Consider the following 23,139-nt stretch of genomic DNA (forward strand, 5'->3'; position numbering starts at 1 on the left):
AAAGGGCTAAATAGCCCTTTTTTTGTGTGCGATTATTTAATCACTTAACTCATCTTCTTGCTCAGAGATTTTAATTTGTTCTTTTAAAAATTGAGCTGCCTTAGAGTATTCAATTTCTAACTTATCTCTTAAGTCTATTAATTCATCGGTAGTGAGTTCACCTTTTTTACATTTATCTTCAAATGCACTTGAAAGTTCAGCCACCGTTAGGGCACCAATTGTTTTAGAGATCGATTTTAATTGATGACACCCTTCAATAATCTCATCTAAATCGTTAACCATAACGCCTGAATTAATCCCCTTAATTAGCCCTTGGCTTTGTTCTAAATACATTTTGAAAAAGCGTAACTGTTTAGCTTCGTCACCATTTACATATTTAGCAACTGCTTCCATATCAATAGGTAGCGCCATGGTTTGATGGATAACTACATTTGGGTTTTGGCTTTGCTTATCGCTCCAGCGTTTTAAAGTGTCCTCTAACGCGTTTAGCTCTATAGGTTTGGTAATGAAGTCGTTTATACCTACGGCTAAGCAACGCTCTTTTTCGCCTTTAAGTGCGTTTGCTGTTACAGCAATAATGTAAGGCTGTGCATCAATTGATTCTAATAGCTCTGCTTCGTTACGGATTTTTTCGACCATATCGTAACCCGACATTTTAGGCATGTGTAAGTCGGTTAAAATAAGTGAGTAATCACCTTTTCTCCACATATCTAAGCCTTCTTCACCGTTGTTTGCTATCTCAACGCCAAAACCTAGTATGTGTAATTGATCGGTCAGCACTTGTTGGTTTAGAAGGTTATCTTCAACAAGTAAAACCAATTTGTTTGATTTACGAGCTTGCTCAACATTTAAATAGTTATTAAGTGTTTTGGTTTTTTTAATTTGTTTAGGTGTATGCAAACCTGCAGCGACTAAAATAGACAGCATAAAGTTAGACTTACATAAAGGAGAGGCATTAATATAAAAAATATTATTATGATTTATAGCCGCTTCATCAAGCTTACTTAGTACAACAACTTGTTGGTTATAATCTTCTAATGAATAAAATAAGCGTCTTAGCAGCGCGTTTGTTTTATCCATATTGTCTATGCCATCAGCCACCCAAATAATATCTTGCGAATGTTGATGCTCTTCAATTTCTTCTTCTGTGTGTGCATAAACTATTTTAGCGCCCATAAACGATAAATAACGGTACATTGTTTTTTCACGTTCTAGGTGATTACTAACTACAACAATTTGCTTACCATTTAATGCACCTTTGTGTGCGTACTTAATTCTACCCGATGTGCTAAACGGCAGTTCAACAGTAAACTCACTACCAATTCCTGTATGGCTAGTTACATGAATAGTCCCTAGCATAAGCTCAGTTAAGCTTTTACAAATAGAAAGACCTAAACCTGTCCCTCCATATTCTCGGGTAATCGAATTTTCGGCTTGAATAAACGGATTAAATATTTCGCGTAGTTGTGCCTGCGACATGCCTTTACCGTTATCAGTTACGCAAAAGCGTAAGGTAAAGTGATCAGTCGTATTATGTACCACCTCTACTGATATTTTTACATGCCCTTGGGTTTTTTCATCAGTGCTCGTAAATTTAATTGCGTTGCTACATAGGTTATAAAGAACCTGACGTACACGTACGCTATCACCGGTAAGATTTATAGGAATATCTGGTGCTATTGCTAGCTCTAAATCAAGCTCACGTTTTTTAGCAACTGATGAGAGCACACGAGCAACTTCTTCAATAGTATCGGTTACCGAAAATGGGATCGGGTCAATATTTAGCTTTCCAGCCTCAATTTTAGAAAAATCTAAAATATCATCCAAAATGCTCAATAACGAAAATGCTGATTCACGAATAATCGTACTTAAACGATGCTGAGCGCCATCAAGTTCGGTCTGGCGCAGTAAATCAATAGTACCTATAACACCATTCATCGGTGTTCTTATTTCGTGACTCATCGTTGCTAAGAATGTTGTTTTAGTTTCGCTTGCTCGCTCTGCTTTTAATGTGGCTTGCTCAAGCGCTAAGGTACGATTTTGCACTTCGGCTTCTAGGCCATTTTGTAATTTATAAAGCTCTTTTTGTGCAGAGTCATTCTCGCTCATTGCAGTTTGTACTTTTTGTAGCAATAAGTTGATGTTTTTTGCTACTACACCTAAACCAATATCAAGTTGCTCATCAACATTACTATTATAATTAGCATCTTCAGTGATTGCCTGTAACTCTTGAGTAAGAGTGTCAGTACTTTTACGTAAGCGCGTATTAATGTACATATTAAACATTAAAGTAAGTATAAATAATGCAGCAACACTCGCTATCGCGATGATGTAAGCGATAACTTGAGAGTCTTGAGCGCTTAAAGGCGTGGCTGGTATGTTTTGCTTAATAATAAGCTCGCCAATGGGTTGATCGTTTAACAATAGTAGGTGATGCAGGATACCTTCTTCTTTTAAGTGCTTTTCAGTTTTAACAGAAGCGATGGCTGGTTTACTGCTGCTATATACCAACTGAGTATCTGATGTAGCATTGAAGCGATATAGAGTATATTCAAAGTCACCGTCTAATAAGGAGGTTAAATCAAGTAACTGTTTTACTTTACCTTGACCATACATAGTTAATGCATCAACCATAGGTAAGTCTAATCTATCGGCAAGCGTTACAATATTAATAGATGATACTGGTTGGGCTGTCTTAACTTCAGTTTGTGTATAAAATGAGTGGGCAACAATAGCGAGCGCTGTTACAGCAATATTAATGATTAAAAAAAGTGGCAGTAAGCCTTTTACTGGCGATGAGAATTTACTCTGCATTGATTGTTTCCAATTGATGTGTTTTTACTACGATAAGTCCCTATCGTACGTATCTAAGCTAATCGTAACATTTACAAAAAATAATTCACTACGGTTTTAGTCTGATTTAGTTATATTTATTTATAGTTATAGCCCGATTTGTGGTAAAAATGAACGTTATTAATAAAAAATGTACTGAGTTGTCTGAAAACCGTTCAAACAGTTATAAAGAAGAAAAAAAAAGTTGACTTGTAAGGGCAAAACTCGTTTAATACGCCGCACGCCCAGATAGCTCAGTCGCTAGAGATGAGTGGGAATTGCATTAAAAATCCCTTAAGATTTTTAATTAGCACTGTTTAAGTGCCTCGATAGCTCAGTTGGTAGAGCAGAGGATTGAAAATCCTCGTGTCCCTGGTTCGATTCCGGGTCGAGGCACCATTTATTAAAGTAGTGGTGTTTAATCAACAGTTTAAACATTATTACGCGTGCCTTAGCACACAGTTTTGTGTGCCGACTTAGCTCAGCTGGTAGAGCAACTGACTTGTAATCAGTAGGTCAACCGTTCGACTCGGTTAGTCGGCACCATTTATAAAGCTAAAAGTTAAATAATTATTTAACTTTTAGTTAGCACAGTTTATGTGCCTCGATAGCTCAGTCGGTAGAGCAGAGGATTGAAAATCCTCGTGTCCGTGGTTCGATTCCGCGTCGAGGCACCATTTACTTTAAGTTCTCAATCTTTAAAATTGAACGTGCCTTAGCACACAGTTTTGTGTGCCGACTTAGCTCAGCTGGTAGAGCAACTGACTTGTAATCAGTAGGTCAACCGTTCGACTCGGTTAGTCGGCACCATTTATTTAAAGTTAATTGTAAAGTATCACAATTAATTAGCACAGTTTATGTGCCTCGATAGCTCAGTCGGTAGAGCAGAGGATTGAAAATCCTCGTGTCCGTGGTTCGATTCCGCGTCGAGGCACCATTTATTGAGAAGCCTTGCTTATGCAAGGTTTTTTTATTTTAAGTGCTTTATAAAAGTTATCAATCTTTAAAATTGAACGTGCCTTAGCACACAGTTTTGTGTGCCGACTTAGCTCAGCTGGTAGAGCAACTGACTTGTAATCAGTAGGTCAACCGTTCGACTCGGTTAGTCGGCACCATTTATTCAAAAGCCTCGCTTATAGCGAGGCTTTTTTGTTTTCAACTTGAGAATTAAAAATACCCATAGTTAAGAGCAAAGCAACTGACTTGTAATCAGTAGTCTGTATAAGTTATCCGTTCGACTAGGTTAGTCGGCACCATTTATTCAAAAGCCTCGCTTATAGCGAGGCTTTTTTGTTTTCAACTTGAGAATTAAAAATACCCATAGTTAAGAGCAAAGCAACTGACTTGTAATCAATAGTCTGTATAAGTTATCCGTTCGACTAGGTTAGTCGGCACCATTTATTCAAAAGCCTCGCTTATAGCGGGGCTTTTCTGTTTCTATATGTCTAATACCAATCCGCAATAATACTTAATTAATTTGAGTGATTAAACCTGACGCTAACTGCGTTAAAAATTTCTGATATAGAGCAACTAAATAACGAAATTTTTGCCTTGTTATCGACACGATTTTCTTACCTCAAAATAGACCACTTAATTAAGCGAATTGGTATAATCTCTTAGACACACTACAAAAAGTTAATTTTTTATTATTAAAAATTGCTGATCATTTGCTCATTTTTACCGTATAACTGGCTATTATGTTAGTTCATCGCTAGCTATGTAATGTTATGTAAAGTAGGTTGAGCAAAAGTTGCCAAAGTGCTTGAATTACGTTCATAAATAGCAGTAATTTAGGTTTAATTATGATTTGGCAATGCAAGCCAACCCTATTGGCAATTAGTGTGATGCTGCTTAGCGGCTGTGCGAGTGATTTTAACTCGTCGCAGCGCATGCAAGCGCCTAATAATATGCCACAGCAATGGCAGCAAGAAGCATCAAGCTCGGTATTAAAAGTACAAGAGCAATGGCTTACACAACTACAAAACCCTACGCTTAACAAATTTGTACAACAAGCACTTAAAAACAACCAACAGCTTTTACAAACTAGTTACGATGTAGAAATTCAAAAACAACAGCTTATAGTATCGGGTGCTGCGCTTTGGCCTAGCCTCGATTTATCAACGCGTACTAGCCGTAGTAAAGACAACCGCCCAGTGAGCTACGACAACGCAAGTTCAGTTAGTTTAAACTTAACTTACGAGGTTGATTTATGGGGTAAGCTTTCGGATTCAAAGCGCGAAGCTAATCTTAACTATTTAGCGCAACAGGCACGGTTTGAGCAAGCTAAACAGCAACTCGTTGCTGATGTGGTAACAGGCTGGTTTGATGTTGTTACATCACAACAATTACTCGATTTATTTAAACGCAGAGAAGCTAACGCACAGCAAAACCTAGATATTATCGAGTCTGGCTATCGCCAAGGTATAAACGAAGCTCTCGATGTTTACTTAGCTCGTAATGAGCTCAATACTGAACGCGCTCGCATTGCCACTCAAACGGCGAACCTATCGGCTTCAGCACGCGTACTTGAGCGTTTACTGGGTGAATACCCAAAAGGTGCCATTACTGCTAGTAGCGACTTACCCGTTATTAATACCGATATTCCACTAGGCTTACCTTCTGAACTTATAACACGTAAACCTACGCTGCGAGCAAGTTGGTATGATCTTTTAGCCACCGACGCATCACTTGCGTATGCGCACAAACAACGCTTTCCAAGTTTAAACTTAACAGCTTCACTAAGTGATAGCACCGACAGAGTAAGCGACTTGTTTTCTCCATCAAGCCTTGCATGGTCGTTATTAGGTAGTATTTCAGCACCACTTTTTGAGGGCGGACGCTTAAAAGCGAATGAAGAAATAGCGCGCCTTAATACTCAAAAGCAAGAGCAACTTTATTTGCAAACGCTTTACGATGCATTTGGTGATGTAGAAAATGCGATTTCACAGCAGCAGTCTCTTAAATCACAATATAGCAGCACCCTTGAGGCGCAAGAAAACGCACTTGCAGCAGAGCAGTTGTCGTTTGAGCAATATCAAAGTGGCTTGGTAACTTACACTACGGTGCTTGACGCACAAGATAGGTCTTTCGATGCACAAAGCTCCTTAATCGACATTAAAAACCAATTAATAGCTAACAGAATTAACTTACACGTTGCCCTTGGTGGTGATTTTGCAAAGCCCTCAAGTGAACTAAAGAGCAATAATGATGAAAACTAAAACAGCAAAAATTATTATTCCAGCGGTGGTTATTATTGCCACTATTTTAATTGTTATGTTTATTAAAGGTAATCCGCCAGAGGCTAAACGCTTTGGCTCACCTCCTAAAGCATCAATAAGTGTGGCTGCGCTTGAGCTTAAACCACAAAATTACCAAGTGATGATTGATAGCTACGGTACGGTAAAACCACGTACACAAAGTTTATTAGTTGCTCAGGCATCTGGGCAAATAATTGAAGTAAGTGATGACTTTAGAGAAGGTGGCTTTTTTGAAAAGGGCGACGTACTTTTAAAGCTAGACGATAGAGATCATCAAGCTGAAGTTAAATCTGCTCAAGCCAATTTATTAACGGCAGAGCAAGGCTTATTAGAAGAAAAAGCGCGTGGACAACAAGCTATTACTGATTGGAAACGCCTTGGCGGCTCAAATCAGGCAAGCAGCCTAGTACTGCGTGAACCACAACTTGCAGCAGCCGAAGCAGAAGTTTTATCGGCTCAAGCAGTACTTGAAAAAGCCATGCTTGATTTAGAGCGCACTAAAGTAACCGCGCCATATGCGGGTCGTATACTTAGCCGTAGTGTTGATTTGGGGCAAGTTGTTACTAACAATACCCAGCTTGCCACTATTTACGCAATCGATAGCGTAGAGATTCGTTTACCGATTAAAAATAAAGATCTTCCGTTCGTAAATTTACCAGAGCAATATCGTGATGGCGCCAAAAATCAAGCAGGTTCAATTGTTAAATTTACCTCTGACTTAGTGGGTGAGCAAACGTGGCAAGGGCAGCTAGCGCGTACCGAAGGTGCTATAGATGAAGGTGCACAACAGCTTTACGTAGTTGCTAAAATTAACGACCCATATAAAGCAACGGCTAATAACCAGTACCCAATAAAAATAGGGCAATACATAAAAGCGCAAATTACCGGTAAAACAGTTCCTAACGCACTTATAATCCCTAACAGTACAATATATCAAGGGACGTATGTTTATGTTGTTGAAGAGGGTGTACTTAAGCGTAAAGACATTACACTTGCTTGGCAAAATGCGACACAAGCGATGATAAAAACGGGATTAAATCCAAATGATAAACTGGTTATTACTCCACTAGGGCAAGTGAGTTCTGGTACTCAGGTAAGTATTTTAGGCGAACAAAGCACAGAGCAACCTAAAAGCCGAGGAGCTAATGGGCAAGGCAAAGGAAAGCGCCCGACGCCAGAGCAGCTTGAGCAAAAAGCAAAAGAGCAGGGTATTAGTGTTGAAGAGCTAAAAAAACGCCGCGCAGCAAAGCAAGGAGATAAGCCATGATCGCTTGGTTTGCCAAAAACCATGTTGCTGCTAACTTATTGCTAGTAACGCTGTTACTGTCGGGACTTTTTAGCTTATCAAGCAAAATACCGCTTGAGGTATTTCCTTCATTCGAAACTGACATGATAAGCGTAAATGTAAGTTTGCGTGGTTCAACACCAGAGGATGTAGAGCAAGGTGTAACTATACGAATAGAAGAAGCAGTGCAAGATTTAGAGGGCATAAAGCAAATATTTAGTCGCTCTTCTGAAGGTTCAGGCTCTGTGACAATAGAAGTGGAAAGCGGTTACGACCCTCGTGAGCTTTTAGCTGATATAAAAAGTCGTGTAGACGCAATTAACACTTTTCCAGCCGATGCTGAAAAGCCGATAGTAGCGCTTGCTGAGCGAATTCGTGAAGTTATCGCGGTTACCGTATCGAGTGACTATGGCGAAAAAGAAACCCGCGAATACGCAGAAACAGTACGCGATCAAATCCTACGTTTACCTAATGTAACGCAGGTAGAGCTAAGTGGCGTTCGTGATTACGAAATAGCCATTGAAGTAAGCCAAGATATTCTTCGTCAGTACGATTTAAGCTTGGCACAAATATCGAGTGCTATTTCAAACTCAAGCTCAGATATTTCTGCTGGTAACTTAAAAACAGAAGGCGGGGACGTACTTATAAGCTCTAAAGGGCAAGCATATCGTAAAGATGAATTTGCCAGCATTGTTGTTAAAAACCAAGCCGATGGCACTATTATTCGCTTAGGCGATATAGCGACTATAAAAGATGATTTTGAAGAAACACCAGTACGTACTCGCTTTAATGGTAAGCAAGCTGCATTTATCGACGTATATCGAATTGGTCCACAAAGTGCGATTACAGTTGCTGACGATGTTAAAAACTACATAAAAGAGCAACAAAGCTCTCTCCCGCAAGGGTTTGAACTAAGTTACTGGGATGATGATTCGGAGCTGGTTAAAAGTCGTATTTCGACCCTTACTACCAATGCTTTACAAGGCGGTATTTTAGTACTGGCTTTACTTACTTTGTTTTTACGCCCTGCAATTGCATTTTGGGTATTTATTGGTATTCCGGTTTCGTTTATGGGCGCGTTTATAGCGATGCCTATTTTTGGCGTAACCCTTAATATTATGAGCTTATTTGGCTTTATATTGGTACTGGGGATTGTTGTTGATGACGCCATAGTTACCGGTGAAAACGTTTACACCCATCTAAAAACGGCTAAGTCGGGCGAGCAAGCCGCAATTTTAGGTACTCAAGAAGTAGCAACACCAGTAACATTTGGTGTGTTGACTACCGTTGCTGCCTTTTTACCTTTGGCCTTTATTGAAGGGGCGCGTGGTGCCTTGTTTGCACAAATACCGGTAGTGGTTATTCCGGTATTATTGTTTTCATTGATTGAATCTAAATTTGTACTACCAGCACATTTAAAATATATAAAACTACGCCACGAAAAAGGCGAACCTTCAAAGTTTGATGTTATTCAACAGCGTTTTGCAGATGGATTTGAAAACGCGATTTTAAAATACTATCAACCCACTTTAAATTTAGCACTGCGCCATAAATTGGCTTCGGTAAGCTTGTTTATTGGTGTATTTGTTATAATTTTAACCATGATCACCAGCGGTTGGACTAAGTTTGTATTTTTCCCGCGCATACCAAGCGAAACAGTCCGCGTTAACTTAACACTACCAACAGGTACACCGTTTGAAGTAACTAATAAATACGTAATTGACATGTCGCAAAAGGCGCAGCAATTACAAGAAAAATACCGCGACCCAGATACTGGCGAAAGCGTTATTTTAAATATATTAGCCACAACAGGCGGGCGTGGTGGTGTATCTAATTCAGGCTCTGTACGCTTTGAAATAACACCGGCTGAAAAGCGTGAATCAGACATAGGATCACGAGAACTCGCCAGCGAATGGCGCGATTTAATTGGTGTCATTCCAGGTGCCGAAAGTTTAACGTTTAGAGCCGAAATTGGCCGAAGTTCTGACCCAATTGATGTTCAGCTTAGCGGCACTTCGTTGACTATTTTACAAGACGTGGCTGATCACATTAAAACCCGTTTATCGACCTATCCAACGGTATTTGATATTGCCGATAGTATGTCCGACGGTAAAGAAGAGTTACAAATAGAGCTTACGCAACAAGGTTTAGCCCTGGGCTTAAATAGAGTCAATGTAGCTGGGCAAGTACGTAACTCGTTTTTTGGCTCGCAAGCACAACGTATTCAGCGAGGCAGGGATGACGTACGTGTAATGGTACGCTTACCTATAGATGAGCGCCGCTCTGTAGCTGACCTACAAAACATACTTATAAATACGCCTGATGGAGGCTCAGTGCCTTTATCGCACGTGGCAACACTTACTGCTGGGCAAAGTCCATCAACTATTAATCGAATAGACCGTTACCGCACATTAAACGTAACAGCCGATATCGAAAAAAATAATACCAACATGACCATACTGCAGGCTGACCTAACGGAGTATTTAGATGGGTTAATGCAGCAATATCCTGGAGTAGATTACAAACTAGAAGGTGAGGCTAAAGAGCAAAGAGAGTCGTTTGGTTCGTTGGCTTGGGCACTTGTGTTTGTATTTTTTATTATTTATGCGCTATTAGCAATACCGCTTAAATCTTACTTACAACCAATCATAGTAATGAGTGTAATCCCATTTGGCATGATAGGTGCTGTAGTAGGGCATTGGATTATGGGAATGGACTTAACTATTATGAGTTTACTCGGTATGCTTGCGCTAACCGGGGTGGTGGTAAATGATTCGCTTGTACTCGTTGATTTTATTAATAAAAAGCGCAGTGAAGGTGGTAAAGTTCTCGATGCTATAAAAATTGCAGGTGCATCACGTTTTCGCCCTGTAATGCTAACTAGTTTAACGACCTTTATTGGCTTAATGCCATTACTGTTTGAAAAAGCGACTCAGGCACAGTTTTTAATACCAATGGCGGTGAGCTTAGGGTTTGGGATTATTTTTGCTACCTTTATTACCTTATTGTTAGTACCAATAAACTACATGCTAATGGAGCGTTTTCAAGGTTGGTTTAAATAACTTCACTCTTAAATACGTGATTATTAAAGCTGTAGGTAAGAAATTACCTGCGGCTTTTTTATAAGCTAAAAAGTAATATTAGACAATTGAAGATAAGTGAATAAAAAAATTAGATAAATATAAGAATAAACAGGAAGGTTAAGTTTTTTTGATAAAGCCTTTTAAAGGCGAGGGTTTGCTAAAAAGGTGTTCCCCAAGATACGGTACTCGGTTTCAGTCCTGAAACCAGAAGGTTTCAGGGCGGGAATCTGCGGTTTACCGTAGGCTTCTCGGTACATGCCGAGCCTGCACAATAGTAGACGAACAGAAACCCTGGTATAAAATTTATCGGCTCAGGGACTTAACTAAGCTCCGGTACCCCAGGGAACAATTTAAGTATATAAGACATAATCCAATCCTTAAACCCCAAACGTAAAAAATTAAACCGTTCGCTTAGTTTTTCCGCACCTTTAACTCATCATTTACTTTATCGCATGGTTTTTGAGCTTGATCATACAATTAATTGGAGTTGCTTTTTATCGAGTGGTAGCATTGCCTTAACTTGCAAAGCGAAGATTCGATTATGAACGATTTACCCGATTACGAAAAAGCTCAACTGCTTTTAGAAAAAAACGAAATATTTGTATCACCTGCCGAAGCGCATGGTGTGATTAGTGGTTTACTTGCGTGTGGTTTAACCATTGACGACAAAGAATACTTAGGCCTTTTGAGCGATGTGTTTAACGATGGTGAATCATTTAGTAACGATTTAAAGCAGTTTTTTGGCACTATTTATAAGCAAGTAGTCGCGAGCTTTAATAATGATGAATTTCAGTTTGATTTATTTTTACCAAGCGACGACGAAACACTCATCGATCAGGCTAATGGCCTCGTATCATGGGTAGCGGGTTTTATGCTTGGTTTTGGTTTAAAGCAAAAAGACTACGGTAAACTATCGAGCGATGTTAAAGAAGTTATTACTGACTTTAGCGAAATCACTCGCCTAGATACTACTTTTGAAGAAACCGAAGAAGACAGCCAAGCGCTGCACGAAGTAATTGAATATGTGCGTGTATCAGCACTACTTTGTTTTGCAGAGCTTGGTAAAGAGCAAAGCACGCAAAGTACTAAAAAAACACTTCATTAACTTTTAAAAAGTAAAACGGGTTGGTTAATAATGGTTGAAGTACAAAAGTCAGAATTTAAAGCACGTCGCGAGCGCTTACTTGCTCAAATGGATGAAAATAGCGTTGCTATTATTCCCGCTGCGAGCGAAGTGACGCGCAGCCGCGATACCGAATATGCATTTAGACAAGATAGCGACTTTTTTTACTTAACTGGCTTTAACGAACCCGACGCCGTACTTGTACTCTGCAATAACAGCGATGCACCCAGTACCTTATTTTGCCTAGATAAAGACAAGCTTGCAGAAATTTGGCATGGCCGTAGAGTTGGCTTTGATAAAGCTAAAAGTGACTACCTGTTTGATGAAGCTTACCCGCTAAGTGAATTAAACGATAAGACACTCGATATGCTAAATGCAAAAAATGCGCTGTATTTTGCACAAGGTGCTTCCCCCTCATTTGATACCAAAGTGTTTTCGTTACTAGGTACGCTTCGAAGTGGCTCTCGAAAAGGCCTCAAAGCACCGAGTAATTTAAAAGAAATACGCGGCCTTATTCACGAAATGCGTTTGTTTAAATCGCCAAGTGAAATAGATGTTATGCGAGAAGGCTGCGAAATTAGTGCGCGAGGGCACATGCGCGCCATGCGTTTTTCACATGCCGGAGCTACTGAATTTCAGCTAGAGGCTGAGCTACATCATCATTATGCTATGAATGGTGCGCCTCATCCTGCGTACGGCACAATTGTTGGTAGTGGCGACAACGCCAATATTTTACATTACACACAAAATAGCGATGTTTTAAAAAGTGGTGACCTAGTACTTATAGACTCCGGTTGTGAGTTACAAGGTTACGCTGCTGATATAACGCGTACATTTCCGGTAAATGGTCAATTTAGCGAAGAGCAAGCCGCGCTTTATAATATTGTACTTAAAGCGCAAGAAGTTGCTTTTGATGACGTAAAACCCGGTGGTTATATGTCGCATGCTAATAAACTAGCAATGGAAGTAATGACCCAAGGTTTACTCGACTTAGGTATTTTAATTGGCGACTTTGACGAGCTAATGGCAAAAGGTGCGTGTAAAGAATATTACATGCACGGGCTTGGGCATTGGCTTGGTTTAGATGTACATGATGTTGGCGATTACAAAGTAAATAACGCTGAGCGTGCATTTGAGCCGGGTATGGTACTCACCATAGAGCCAGGGCTTTATATAAGCGAAGACTCAAGCGCACCGCAAAAATACAAAGGCATTGGCATTCGTATCGAAGATAACTTGCTAGTTACCGAAACCGGCCATGAAAACTTGACCCTAAGCGTACCTAAAAAAATTAGCGATATAGAAGCACTTATGCAAAGTGCTAAAAACGTATAAAGCTCGGAGAGTAAAGTGGCTAAGCAGTTTGATGTAGTTATTATTGGCGGTGGTTTAGCGGGAGCAAGCTGCGCATTAAGTGTGGCTAAAACTAATCCCGCGTTAAATATTGCCGTTGTAGAAGCTAATCAAGTAACCGGCGACTACCACCCAAGCTTTGACGACAGAAGCATTGCACTTGCTCAGCAATCGGTAGAGTATTTACAAAGCCTCAATTTATTTGAGCAAAATGCCCCTTACACCGCAGCAATCAAAAAAGTGAGCGTGTCTGATAGAGGCCATTTTGGCAAAGCGCACATTAATTGCGACGAATTTGCTAAGCCCTCACTTGGTTACGTAGTAGAAGTTAACCCTTTTGGCCGAGCGCTTCACCTGCGTTTAACGCAGTCAAATATTACGCTTTTGTGCCCCGATAGCGTAATTGCCATTGAGCAAACTTTGCATAGCAATACACTCACCTTACAAAGCGGCGAGCAATTAAACGCCAAGCTATTGGTTATTGCTGATGGCGCACAATCACCAACACGTAGTTTACTTGGGCTTGGTTTTAATACCCAGCCTTATGAACAAGGCGCAATTGTTGCTAATGTAGAAGTGGCTGGTGGGCATAATAATCATGCCTTTGAGCGTTTTACACAAAACGGGCCTATGGCGTTATTACCCATGAGCAATAACCGTTATTCGTTAGTGTGGTGTATGCGCCAAGATCAGGTTGAACAATACATGGCACTCAGTGAACAAGGCTTTTTAAGTGCCCTGCAAAGCGCGTTTGGTTATCGCGGTGGTCAATTTACTAAAGTAGGCATGCGCACGAGTTACCCGCTCGTTTACGGGCAAGTTGAGTCTTTAACTGCGCACCGTACAGTGGTTATTGGTAATGCTGCACATGCGATTCATCCTATCGCAGGGCAGGGTTTTAATTTAGGTCTTCGCGACGTACAAGTACTTAGTAATTTAATAGCAAATAGCCAACACGATTTAGGCAGCTATGCGTTTACACGTGAATATTCAAAAAAGCGCAGTGATGATATAAAAACCGTAATGAGTTTAACCGATGCACTTGTTAGGCTTTTTTCGAACTCATCGCGAGTGCTCGCATTGGGGCGCAGTATTGGGTTGTTTTCGATGGATTTATTTCCCGCATTAAAAGCGCCATTAGCTAAACAGTTAATGGGGCAAGTTAAACAAGGTAGGCGTTTATGAAGCAAGCACAGGTTTGTATTGTAGGTGGCGGCTGTGTAGGGCTAACACTAGCACTTGGATTGGCAAAAGCCGATATAAGCGTCGTTGTACTCGACGGCGCACCAACACAAGCGTTACCAACTGACGAATATGGTTTGCGTGTAAGTGCGTTAAGCATTGCAAGCCAAACCTTGCTTGAGCAATTAAACGTATGGCCCGAAATTATCGCACAGCGAGCGTGCGCTTATACACATATGGATGTACGTGATGCCGACAGCTTTGGCAAAATAGCGTTTAATAACGAGCAACTTGAGCTTGAACATTTAGGCCATATTGTTGAAAACGACATTATCCGCTTTGCGCTTATAAAAGAGCTAGAGCAACAAAGCAGTGCAACACTAATGTTTGATACACAGTATCAGCAAATACATCAAAGCGAATCTGATGTATTTATAACACTTAAAAGCGGCGAGCCAATTATTGCAAAACTGCTGGTGGCGGCTGATGGTGCAAATTCAGCTATACGTAAACAATTTAATATGGCGCTTAGTTTTAAAGATTACGATCACCATGCGCTAGTCGCGACAGTTAAAACTAAAGAGCAACATGCAAACACCGCACGCCAAGTCTTTTTACCAACAGGGCCACTCGCGTTTTTACCATTGAGCGATGAGCATACTCATTCAATTGTGTGGTCTACCAGCCCCAATCATTGTGATGAATTATTAGCAATGGACGACACCGCCTTTAATAAAGCCGTAATGGCTGCAATTGATGGTCAATGCGGGCTGTGTGAAGTGCAAAGTGCGCGCACTGCTTTCCCACTTAAAATGCGCTACGCCCAGCAATGGGTTTCAGGCAAAGTGGTACTCATTGGCGACGCTGCACATACAATCCATCCACTTGCAGGGCTTGGTATGAACCTAGGCCTAAAAGATGCGGCTTATTTAATTGAGCTTTTGACAAGCGATAGCAAGGAGTTTGCAAGCACTCGCACACTGCGCGATTACGAGCGCACTCGTAAGCTCGATGCACAAAAGCACATAGCTATGATGCAAGGGCTAAAAGAGTTATTTGAAGGTGCAAACCCAGTTAAAAAACTTATTCGTGGAGTAGGGCTATCATTAGTTGATAATCTTGGGCCAATCAAGCACCTGTTCGCCAAAGAAGCGATAGGAAAGTGATGTAGGTTGAGTGAAACAAAACCCAACGAGAAAAGCGGTTAGTTATTCGCTTTTAATAAAAAACCGATGTTTAATTTAAGCATCGGTTTTTTATTAAAATAAATTAAGTACTTACTTTGTATGTTTTTTCGGTAAATTTTGTTATTTTTACATTAAATATGATAAAAAGTTTTTACTAAATTTTAAGGAAGAAATAAATGTTAAAAATAACACTCTTATTTTTTTTATTAACTGCGTCTGTAGTTCATGCAAAAGATAAACCGTGGGAGTCTTACGCTAAACTTCCAATGGTAGAGCAACCACAAATATCGCCAAATGGAGAAATGATAGCAACACTTTATAATACTGCTGAAGGTCCTACTATCAGTTTAGCTAAATTTCCTAGTATCGAATTCAATATATTAGCAAGTCTCAAAAAAGATAAAGACAGAGTCGACTTTATTCGTTGGTCAGGTAATAAATATATCATTGTTTCTGCTAGTTACCCTGAATATGTCAATGGTCAATACATGAGAGTTTCAAGGTTATATTCGATCAATGTTGAAACCAATGAAAGTAAAATGCTAACTACGCGACGTTTTTCTGAATATAGGTGGTATAGATATCAGAGTTTCAGACTCGTTTCCTCACTTAAAAATGAGCCAGATTTCGCGCTAGTGTCAACGTTTGATGAAAAAGATAAAGCTTATTCTGTTTTTAAAGTTGAATTAGGTGATTCTAGTTTTGATAAAATTCAGAGGAATAAAGAAAATATTGGAAGTTGGTATGCAGACCCTAAGGGAGTTTTACGCCTGGGGATCGCAATTGATAAAAAAGATGATAAGTTTATTGCTTCAATATGGTATCGAGCAAAGAAAGATGAAGCATTAAAAATGATTCATACCCATATTTTGGGTGAAGATAGTACTTTCTCCATCCAAGGCCTTAATGAAGATGGTACAAAAGCTTACGTCCTTTCTGATCGTGTATTACACAGACAAGCTTTATGGTCATATGATATCGAGTCAGGGGAGTTTGAAGAGCTTGTTTATAGCAATGATAAATACGATATAAATAATGCAATCGTTAATAGTGAGGGCGATTTTATAGGGGTTGGCTACTATGATGATTTCTACAAGAGCCATTATTTTTCAGAGGTAGACGGTAAGCAAGAGCTTATGGTTACTAATTTATTTGGTGATAAGCAAGCTAGTATTGTTAGCCGCAGTAAAGATAGAACACGAATTCTTGTTAATGTAATAAGTGATTCAGTCAGCCCTACTTATTATTATTTTGATTTAAACACAAAGAAGGGCGGCGCTTGGTTATCTAAATTTCCTTATTTAGCACGTAATAAATTTGTACCAGTGCAAAACTATAGCTTTAAAGCGAGCGATGGAGCTGAAATCTCAGGCTATTTTACAAAACCAGAAGGGATTAAAACTCCGCCGCTAATTGTAATGCCTCACGGAGGACCTCATAGTCGAGACTACAAATACTTTAATCGAGAGCTTCAATATTTAGTTAGTTTAGGTTATGCGGTATTGCAAGTGAACTTCAGGGGCTCAGAAGGTTTTGGTAGTGCTTTTGAAACTGATGGTTATTATCAGTGGGGTAAACGTATGCAACAAGATGTATATGATGCAATGGATTGGGCTACTAGAACCGGATTAACATCAAAAAATAATGCATGTATTTATGGCGCAAGTTATGGTGGTTATGTTGCATTAACAGCTGCATGGCAAGAGCCCGATCGCTTTAAATGTATTATTAGTATTTCTGGAATATCGGATCTAAAAGGGTTAGTTGAAGATGAAGAGCGACAAGATGCCTACCTAGGTAATATTGTTGATATGACTGATAGTAAAGCCGTTGATGCATTATCTGAGGTTTCGGCAATCAATATGATTAACCGAATTAAAGCCCCACTTTTACTTATCCATGGGACAAAAGATACGAGAGTTGACTATCGACAATCAAAATATTTTTATGATAAAGCAAAGCGAAATTTAGATATAAAGTATGTTGAAATTGATGACGGAACACACTTTTTTGATGACCCAGAAAGCTTAAAAGTACAATACAAAGAGGTTACTGAGTTTCTTAAAAAACACTTGTAAATAAATGAGTGAGCGTTTTTTAACTCGAAACCTATTTTAAATTTACTAGTTATTATAAAAAACCGATGTTTAGTTTAAACATCGGTTTTTTGTTTTAAAATAGTTTTGAACATATTTAAAGCCGCGCTTTTCACGCGAGCAAGTTCGGCGCCTACATGCAAAGTTTAACACTGAGCTTAATTTTACCTGTAGGCGTTTAGCTTGCTGACGCGACGAGCGTAGCTCGTAATTACTATCGTTAGTTAAAAAGCGCTTTGCGTTAAATCAGTTACAAATTCTTTTGTGCTTCATTCACCATATCTTTGAGCGCATCAATTAACAGCGGGTCTTTTTTGTTTTCTTTTGCAAGCTCGAGTGCGTGTTTCATGCTGGTAACGGCTTCTTTAAACTGTTTGTCTGCAGTGTACCCTTGCGATAAACGCATGTGAGAATAAGTTGCATTTGGGTAATGGGTAGTAAAGTGTTTAAGCGTGGTAATAGCTTTAGCTGTATTACCAAACTTTTGCTGGCTATGAGCAAACTCTACGTATACATCTTGTGGAATTTTAAGCTCAAACCCGTACTTATCACTAAGTGCTTGGTAATAACCTGTAATGAGCGATACATCAGCAAACTTTCCGTGCTCGTCAGTAACCTTAAATATTAGGTCGCTAAATAAGTGAATTAGGCTATCGCTAAGCGCTGGTAGTATAGTGCCCATATGAGTAAAAGCGGGGTAATGTTTATATTCCCATTTAAGCTGCGAGGGCGTTTGTTGTTCTAAATTTATCAAAGTATTTAATACGCCTGTATAAAAGCGTGCTCCTTCGCTTGCTACACTAATAAATAACGCCTGATCACCTTTAGGGTTTTTAGTGTATTTTATAATATTATTTTTTAATTCCTCATCACTCCACCAACTGTTTGGGCTTATAGCTATATAGTTATTAAATAACTTAGGCTGATTAACTAAAGTATAAAGCGCCAAAGTACCTGCATTAGAGTGGCCAATTAAGGTGTTGTAGCCGTTAGTTGAGTAATTACTGTTTATATAAGGCATGAGTTCATCAGACACAAAGTTTAAAAACTTGTCGGTTTGCCCAGCTTCAGGCCATTTGTTTTTAACAAAAGTTTGAAACTCTGTTTTAGGCTCGCCTTCTACTTTGGGTAAATAATCGCGAACACGGTTAGTTGTATCAATACCAACGAGCATTGCGTTAGGTATCTGCTCGTAATCAACAAGGGATTTAATAACACCAGACGCCGTATGAAAGTGCTCAACACCATCAAGTAAATAAATAACATAAAGCGGCTGATCGTCTTTTACAGTGTCAGGTATGAAAATTTTAATGGGTCTGTCTTCGTTAAGTATTTTTGACTGCAGAATGACTTTTTTACCAACGGTTATGTCAGTTGTATTGGTTTTTGCGTGGCTTAAAAATGGTGTACTAAAAGTAAGTATTAATACAAGCGATAGTAAGAGCTTCATAAATATCCTTATTTAATAATGTATTGCTTAATAATTGCACGGCTTTAAGCTTGAGTAAATGTTTATATTTTCGGGGTAAACATAAAGCTTAAGCAATTAAAAGCTATCGCTTTTCACGCGAGTAAGCTCGGCTTCTACAAGAGATATTACACTCTGTGCTTAACTTTTGCGGTAGGCGAGCAGCTTGCTGACGCGACGAGCGAAGCTCGTAATAATTACCTTTTAACTCTTATCTATATAAAGCTTAAAAAACCTGCTTGCTTAATTATCCGTCTAAGCGTAAAATGCGCGCTCATTTCGGCTTTTAAACTATTAATTCCTTGCCTTAAACCGACCGGCCGAAACGGTAGAAGGCTCTATTAACCGTAAGGAATATCCATGCGTCATTACGAAATCGTATTCATGGTTCACCCAGATCAGAGTGAGCAAGTTGCTGGTATGATCGAACGTTATACTGGTTCTATCACTGAAGCTGGTGGTGTTATCCACCGTCTTGAAGATTGGGGCCGTCGTCAATTGGCTTACCCAATTAACAAGCTTCATAAAGCTCACTATGTTCTTATGAACGTTGAAGCACCAACTGAAGTAATCAGCGAGCTAGAAACTACTTTCCGCTACAACGATGCAGTGCTTCGTAACTTAGTTATCCGCACTAAAACTGCTGAAACTGAAGCGTCTCCTCTTGCAAGAGAAGAGAAGAAAGAAGCACCAGCTGCTTAATTGTTTTGAGTCCTAGCATGGCATGTAATCAGCAGTTACTATAATGGTTAGCCCATATATGAATCAGCTGGTTATATCTGGGGTAGTTTGTAAAACTCCCAAGTTTAGCCAAAGCCCTGCTGGCATCCCGCATTGTATTTTTGTTGTAGAACATAAATCGATGCAAACCGAAGCAGACCTTAACCGTAATAGTTACGTGAGGCTTCAGGTAGTTGCCAGTGGAAAGCAAATGCAACAACAGACTCAACATTTGCACGTTGGGCAGGCATTGCAAGTGAGTGGTTTTTTAAATCGCCACGAAGGTCGTAACGGCCTTAGCCAATTGGTTTTGCATGCTCAGCATATAGAAAGAATTATTTGAGGAATTAATCTCATGGCACGTTATTTCAGACGTCGTAAGTTCTGCCGCTTTAAAGCGGAAGGCGTAAAACAAATCGATTACAAAGATCTAGCTACTCTTAGAAACTATGTTACAGAAAGTGGCAAAATCGTACCTAGCCGTATCACAGGTACTAGCGCTAAATTTCAGCGCCAGCTAGCAACTGCTATTAAGCGTGCTCGCTACTTAGCCCTTCTTCCATACACTGACTTACATAAGTAAGCAGCGGATTAACAGTTTTTAAAAGGTGTAGAAACATGCAAGTTATTCTACTAGATAAGATCGCTAACCTAGGTAGCCTAGGTGAACAGGTTGTAGTTAAATCTGGTTTCGCACGTAACTTCCTTTTCCCTCAAGGTAAGGCAGTTCCTGCGACTAAAGCTAACATTGAAACGTTTGACGCTCGTCGTGCAGAACTTGAAGCGAAAATCGCTGAACAGTTAGTTGCTGCACAAGCACGCGCTGAAAAACTAGAAGCATTAGCAGAAGTTACATTAGTATCTAAAGCTGGTGACGAAGGTAAGTTATTCGGTTCAATCGGTACTCGTGACATCGCTGACGCTATCTCAGCTGTTGGTGTTGAAGTTGCTAAGTCAGAAGTTCGTTTGCCTCTAGGTACTATCCGTGAGACAGGTGAATTTGACGTATCAATTTCAGTTCACTCAGACGTAACGGCTACTATTAAAGTAATCGTAATCGCTGAAGCTTAATTTTTAATTAAGCGACAAAAGCCGTGCTATTAGCACGGCTTTTTTGTGTCTGTAATTTGGCTAATTTTAATTAGTTAAGGGCACAGTTAAATAATACCAATCCGCAATAATACTTAATCATTTTGCGGGGCTAAACGTGTCGCTACCTGTGTTAAAAAATTCTCATTTACGACTGCGTGGATGCAGAAGGTAGAGCAATGCAGGAGCAATTGCCGAGAACAACTAAATAGCGAATTTTTTGTCTAGCTATCAACACGTTTTTCCATCCTCAAAATAGATCACTTAATTAAGCGAATTGGTATAAAGCCTCGTACAAGCCCCTTTTTTATTCAATTATTTTTTCATTCCCTTTAAACCTTTTTGAACTGTTATTACGTCTAACTTATCAATACACTAACTCAATAATAATAATTAAAAGGCGACATCACGGATGTTACACGTTAAACCCGAACAAACGCCTTTATGCGAAGCTAAACTCATTGAGCGAGTTAAATCAGGTGATCAAGGCGCATACACAACGCTTTATGAGTTACATATAAAACGAGTCTACGGTTTATGTTTACGCTTATTAGCGGACCAAGCGCATGCTGAAGATGCAGCCCAAGAAGTGTTTGTACAGGTATGGCGTAAAATAGCGCAATTTGACGGTCGCTCGCAGTTTTCTACTTGGCTCTACAGCGTTGCCAGTAATGTTGCGATTAACTACTTACGCAAGCAAAAAAATTGGCTGCAAAAAGTAGTGAGCATTGAACACTGCGGTATGGATGAGCAATCAGCTAATGACTGCAAAGGCTTAAATGGTCTCGATAAATTAATAGTAAGGCTTCCTGAGCGCGCACGTATGGTGTTTGTGTTGTTTGCAATCGAAGGTTACAGGCACGAGGAAATAGCCGATCAGTTAGGTATGGCTGTTGGTTCAAGTAAGTCGCAATATCATCGTGCTAGGCAGCTACTACAAGAGTGGTATGAAAATGAATAAACCAAATTTTGACGACTATTTAAATGAGTCATTAAACACGCTTGATAAAGACATTACGCCACAAAAAGACCTGTGGGCGGGAATTGAGCGAGCAATGGTTAGTAATAAGCAGGACCTAAAAGGCACTGCTATTTGGCCAAAACTAACAGCAATAGCTGCCTGCACATTAGCGGCTTTAATTGCTGTAAATTTATTTGTTATAGCGCCCGAGCCAAAACCCGTAGTGGCTATAAGTGATTACTTTTCGGCGCAAAAAAACAGTTTGTTGGTTGAATATGAAAATAAAGAAGCATTGACCACTAACTGGCAAACGCAGCTACAAGAGCTTGAAAACGCAGAGCAAGCAATAAAGCAAGTTCTTGAAAATGAGCCACAAAACCAAGCGCTACTAACAATGTTAGCGCAAATATATCAACAACAACTTGATTTAATTAACAAGGTGCATGCGCCACGTTGGCAGCACATTTAGGAGTACTACATGAAAGCGATTTTATTAGGACTGAGCTTATTTCCGTTGGCGGTATTAGCGGGTGAAAAAATAGATAAGCAAATAGACGTACCAAGTGGCGGCACTATTTTTATTGAAAACCAACGCGGTGATATACATATTACAGGCTGGGATAAAAACGAATTTAAAGTATCTGGCGAGCTTGATGACAAAGCCGAGGGTTATGAGCTTAAAACAAATGGTGATAAAACTCAGTTTATTGTAAAAATGCCACGTAAATCAAATTGGAGTAATAATGGCGATGGCTCAAGCCTAACCATATTTATGCCTAAAAGCAGTAGTTTAGAGTTTGCTGGCGTTAATGTATCGGTGACTGCAAAAGAGCTAAAAAATGGCGCTGAAGTTGACGTGGTTAATGGCGAAATTACGGTAGATGATATTACTGGCAACATTAAGCTCACCACCGTAAATGGTGATGTAAATGCAGAAAACCTAAGTGGTAATATTCAATTTGAAACCGTAAATGGCGAAATTAACGATAGAGAATCAAGTGGTGAACTACGTTTTAGCGCTGTTAATGGCGATATTAAATCAACCTCAAGCGCCAATGATGTGCGCCTTGAAAATGTAAATGGCGATATAGATTTTACGCTATCGTCAATTAAAAACTTACGTATTAACACGGTGAATGGCGAAGCCGAAGTACATATTAAAGAGCTTTTAAAAGGCGGTGATGTACGTTTTGAATCGGTAAGTGGCGATGGTGATTTTTACTTTCCTGACAGCGTATCTGCAAATTTTGAAATTAAAGCGCACGCTAATGGCAAAATCATTAATAAAGTTACTGGCGATAAAGTCAGTAAAGCTAAATACGGCCCAGCCAGTGATTTAGAATTTAGCATTAATGGCGGTAATGCTAATGTTGAAATGGATACAATTAGCGGGCGCATAGAGCTTCGTATTAAATAACGCTCATTCACCTTCACGATTACAAAAAGCAGGAAAAGATTTCCTGCTTTTCTATTTGCACAGCCCCTTCAAGTCGATAGAATAGA

At 39.6% G+C, this 23,139-nt stretch carries 17 protein-coding genes, 6 tRNA genes and 1 other RNA gene; 21 read left to right on the plus strand and 3 right to left on the minus strand.

Annotated features, from left to right (window positions below; all coding sequences use genetic code 11):
* Positions 1 to 36 precede the first annotated feature (36 nt).
* Positions 37 to 2,814, minus strand: coding sequence for an ATP-binding protein (locus tag GQR52_RS01755; RefSeq protein ID WP_007582951.1), 2,778 nt, complete (start codon positions 2,812 to 2,814; stop codon positions 37 to 39).
* A gap of 341 nt (positions 2,815 to 3,155) precedes the next feature.
* Between GQR52_RS01755 and GQR52_RS01760 the strand changes: the two genes are divergently transcribed.
* The 9 genes from GQR52_RS01760 (at position 3,156) to GQR52_RS01800 (ending at position 10,436) form a co-directional block, all read left to right on the plus strand.
* A tRNA-Phe gene (locus GQR52_RS01760) sits at positions 3,156 to 3,231 on the plus strand.
* Positions 3,232 to 3,302: 71 nt separating this feature from the next.
* Positions 3,303 to 3,378, plus strand: a tRNA-Thr gene (locus tag GQR52_RS01765).
* Between the two features lie 55 nt (positions 3,379 to 3,433).
* Positions 3,434 to 3,509 (plus strand) — tRNA-Phe (locus GQR52_RS01770).
* Positions 3,510 to 3,566: 57 nt separating this feature from the next.
* Positions 3,567 to 3,642 (plus strand) — tRNA-Thr (locus GQR52_RS01775).
* Between the two features lie 51 nt (positions 3,643 to 3,693).
* Positions 3,694 to 3,769: transfer RNA gene (locus GQR52_RS01780), tRNA-Phe, on the plus strand.
* 102 nt (positions 3,770 to 3,871) lie between these two features.
* Positions 3,872 to 3,947, plus strand: a tRNA-Thr gene (locus GQR52_RS01785).
* Between the two features lie 687 nt (positions 3,948 to 4,634).
* Positions 4,635 to 6,050: a TolC family protein gene (locus GQR52_RS01790; RefSeq protein ID WP_165727252.1), complete on the plus strand. Its 1,416-nt coding sequence runs from the start codon at positions 4,635 to 4,637 to the stop codon at positions 6,048 to 6,050.
* A complete protein-coding gene (locus tag GQR52_RS01795) occupies positions 6,040 to 7,356 on the plus strand; it encodes an efflux RND transporter periplasmic adaptor subunit (protein WP_010554901.1) in 1,317 nt (438 codons plus the stop codon). Before GQR52_RS01790 ends, GQR52_RS01795 begins: the two co-directional genes overlap by 11 nt.
* Positions 7,353 to 10,436 carry an efflux RND transporter permease subunit gene (locus GQR52_RS01800; protein ID WP_024589701.1) on the plus strand — a complete coding sequence of 1,028 codons (3,084 nt, stop codon included), beginning with the start codon at positions 7,353 to 7,355 and terminating at the stop codon, positions 10,434 to 10,436. The genes GQR52_RS01795 and GQR52_RS01800 overlap by 4 nt, the downstream gene beginning before the upstream one ends.
* Positions 10,437 to 10,622: 186 nt before the next feature.
* On the opposite strand, the gene ssrS is transcribed toward GQR52_RS01800, so the two are convergent.
* Positions 10,623 to 10,805: non-coding RNA, 6S RNA (ssrS, locus tag GQR52_RS01805), on the minus strand.
* A gap of 193 nt (positions 10,806 to 10,998) precedes the next feature.
* On the opposite strand from ssrS, the gene GQR52_RS01810 reads away from it, so the two are divergent.
* The 5 genes from GQR52_RS01810 (at position 10,999) to GQR52_RS01830 (ending at position 17,380) form a co-directional block, all read left to right on the plus strand.
* Positions 10,999 to 11,562: a UPF0149 family protein gene (locus GQR52_RS01810; protein ID WP_165727253.1), complete on the plus strand. Its 564-nt coding sequence runs from the start codon at positions 10,999 to 11,001 to the stop codon at positions 11,560 to 11,562.
* A 30-nt stretch (positions 11,563 to 11,592) separates the two neighbouring features.
* The gene (gene pepP / locus GQR52_RS01815; protein WP_165727254.1) at positions 11,593 to 12,915 is read left to right on the plus strand and encodes a Xaa-Pro aminopeptidase; all 1,323 of its coding nucleotides are present in this window, start codon (positions 11,593 to 11,595) and stop codon (positions 12,913 to 12,915) included.
* Positions 12,916 to 12,930: 15 nt separating this feature from the next.
* Positions 12,931 to 14,118, plus strand: coding sequence for a 2-octaprenyl-6-methoxyphenyl hydroxylase (ubiH, locus tag GQR52_RS01820; protein ID WP_165727255.1), 1,188 nt, complete (start codon positions 12,931 to 12,933; stop codon positions 14,116 to 14,118).
* Complete coding sequence (locus GQR52_RS01825; protein WP_101216069.1) at positions 14,115 to 15,281, plus strand: FAD-dependent monooxygenase; 1,167 nt, start codon at positions 14,115 to 14,117, stop codon at positions 15,279 to 15,281. The genes ubiH and GQR52_RS01825 overlap by 4 nt, the downstream gene beginning before the upstream one ends.
* Positions 15,282 to 15,478: 197 nt before the next feature.
* Positions 15,479 to 17,380, plus strand: a complete 1,902-nt coding sequence (locus GQR52_RS01830) for an alpha/beta fold hydrolase (RefSeq protein ID WP_165722081.1) — start codon at positions 15,479 to 15,481, stop codon at positions 17,378 to 17,380.
* 268 nt (positions 17,381 to 17,648) lie between these two features.
* On the opposite strand, the gene GQR52_RS01835 is transcribed toward GQR52_RS01830, so the two are convergent.
* The gene (locus tag GQR52_RS01835; protein ID WP_165727256.1) at positions 17,649 to 18,848 is read right to left on the minus strand and encodes an alpha/beta hydrolase-fold protein; all 1,200 of its coding nucleotides are present in this window, start codon (positions 18,846 to 18,848) and stop codon (positions 17,649 to 17,651) included.
* Positions 18,849 to 19,226: 378 nt separating this feature from the next.
* On the opposite strand from GQR52_RS01835, the gene rpsF reads away from it, so the two are divergent.
* The 7 genes from rpsF to GQR52_RS01870 all read left to right on the plus strand — a co-directional run bounded on the left by rpsF (position 19,227) and on the right by GQR52_RS01870 (position 23,053).
* Positions 19,227 to 19,568: a 30S ribosomal protein S6 gene (gene rpsF, locus GQR52_RS01840; protein WP_007378473.1), complete on the plus strand. Its 342-nt coding sequence runs from the start codon at positions 19,227 to 19,229 to the stop codon at positions 19,566 to 19,568.
* A 43-nt stretch (positions 19,569 to 19,611) separates the two neighbouring features.
* Positions 19,612 to 19,929, plus strand: a complete 318-nt coding sequence (gene priB / locus GQR52_RS01845) for a primosomal replication protein N (RefSeq protein WP_004588456.1) — start codon at positions 19,612 to 19,614, stop codon at positions 19,927 to 19,929.
* A gap of 12 nt (positions 19,930 to 19,941) precedes the next feature.
* The gene (rpsR, locus tag GQR52_RS01850) at positions 19,942 to 20,169 is read left to right on the plus strand and encodes a 30S ribosomal protein S18 (RefSeq protein ID WP_007378475.1); all 228 of its coding nucleotides are present in this window, start codon (positions 19,942 to 19,944) and stop codon (positions 20,167 to 20,169) included.
* A 35-nt stretch (positions 20,170 to 20,204) separates the two neighbouring features.
* Positions 20,205 to 20,657 (plus strand): 50S ribosomal protein L9, encoded by a 453-nt coding sequence (rplI, locus tag GQR52_RS01855; RefSeq protein WP_002962755.1) that lies wholly within the window; start codon positions 20,205 to 20,207, stop codon positions 20,655 to 20,657.
* 430 nt (positions 20,658 to 21,087) lie between these two features.
* Entirely contained in the window at positions 21,088 to 21,636 is a 549-nt protein-coding gene (locus GQR52_RS01860) for a sigma-70 family RNA polymerase sigma factor (RefSeq protein WP_165727257.1), read from the plus strand.
* Positions 21,623 to 22,105: a hypothetical protein gene (locus GQR52_RS01865; protein ID WP_165727258.1), complete on the plus strand. Its 483-nt coding sequence runs from the start codon at positions 21,623 to 21,625 to the stop codon at positions 22,103 to 22,105. The genes GQR52_RS01860 and GQR52_RS01865 overlap by 14 nt, the downstream gene beginning before the upstream one ends.
* A 9-nt stretch (positions 22,106 to 22,114) precedes the next feature.
* Positions 22,115 to 23,053 carry a DUF4097 family beta strand repeat-containing protein gene (locus GQR52_RS01870; RefSeq protein ID WP_101216066.1) on the plus strand — a complete coding sequence of 313 codons (939 nt, stop codon included), beginning with the start codon at positions 22,115 to 22,117 and terminating at the stop codon, positions 23,051 to 23,053.
* The last annotated feature ends 86 nt before the right edge of the window (positions 23,054 to 23,139 follow it).

This window comes from Pseudoalteromonas sp. 31A1 (assembly GCF_011378815.1).
Classification (GTDB): Bacteria; Pseudomonadota; Gammaproteobacteria; order Enterobacterales; family Alteromonadaceae; genus Pseudoalteromonas; species Pseudoalteromonas arctica.

What these genes read in the sequence shown, in the direction of transcription:
- GQR52_RS01755 (WP_007582951.1), bottom strand. Translation starts at nt 2,814, where the DNA reads ATGCAGAGTAAATTCTCATCGCCAGTAAAAGGCTTACTGCCACTTTTT.
- GQR52_RS01790 (WP_165727252.1), top strand. Translation starts at nt 4,635, where the DNA reads ATGATTTGGCAATGCAAGCCAACCCTATTGGCAATTAGTGTGATGCTG.
- GQR52_RS01795 (WP_010554901.1), top strand. Translation starts at nt 6,040, where the DNA reads ATGAAAACTAAAACAGCAAAAATTATTATTCCAGCGGTGGTTATTATT.
- GQR52_RS01800 (WP_024589701.1), top strand. Translation starts at nt 7,353, where the DNA reads ATGATCGCTTGGTTTGCCAAAAACCATGTTGCTGCTAACTTATTGCTA.
- GQR52_RS01810 (WP_165727253.1), top strand. Translation starts at nt 10,999, where the DNA reads ATGAACGATTTACCCGATTACGAAAAAGCTCAACTGCTTTTAGAAAAA.
- pepP (WP_165727254.1), top strand. Translation starts at nt 11,593, where the DNA reads ATGGTTGAAGTACAAAAGTCAGAATTTAAAGCACGTCGCGAGCGCTTA.
- GQR52_RS01825 (WP_101216069.1), top strand. Translation starts at nt 14,115, where the DNA reads ATGAAGCAAGCACAGGTTTGTATTGTAGGTGGCGGCTGTGTAGGGCTA.
- GQR52_RS01830 (WP_165722081.1), top strand. Translation starts at nt 15,479, where the DNA reads ATGTTAAAAATAACACTCTTATTTTTTTTATTAACTGCGTCTGTAGTT.
- GQR52_RS01835 (WP_165727256.1), bottom strand. Translation starts at nt 18,848, where the DNA reads ATGAAGCTCTTACTATCGCTTGTATTAATACTTACTTTTAGTACACCA.
- rpsF (WP_007378473.1), top strand. Translation starts at nt 19,227, where the DNA reads ATGCGTCATTACGAAATCGTATTCATGGTTCACCCAGATCAGAGTGAG.
- priB (WP_004588456.1), top strand. Translation starts at nt 19,612, where the DNA reads ATGGTTAGCCCATATATGAATCAGCTGGTTATATCTGGGGTAGTTTGT.
- rpsR (WP_007378475.1), top strand. Translation starts at nt 19,942, where the DNA reads ATGGCACGTTATTTCAGACGTCGTAAGTTCTGCCGCTTTAAAGCGGAA.
- rplI (WP_002962755.1), top strand. Translation starts at nt 20,205, where the DNA reads ATGCAAGTTATTCTACTAGATAAGATCGCTAACCTAGGTAGCCTAGGT.
- GQR52_RS01860 (WP_165727257.1), top strand. Translation starts at nt 21,088, where the DNA reads ATGTTACACGTTAAACCCGAACAAACGCCTTTATGCGAAGCTAAACTC.
- GQR52_RS01865 (WP_165727258.1), top strand. Translation starts at nt 21,623, where the DNA reads ATGAAAATGAATAAACCAAATTTTGACGACTATTTAAATGAGTCATTA.
- GQR52_RS01870 (WP_101216066.1), top strand. Translation starts at nt 22,115, where the DNA reads ATGAAAGCGATTTTATTAGGACTGAGCTTATTTCCGTTGGCGGTATTA.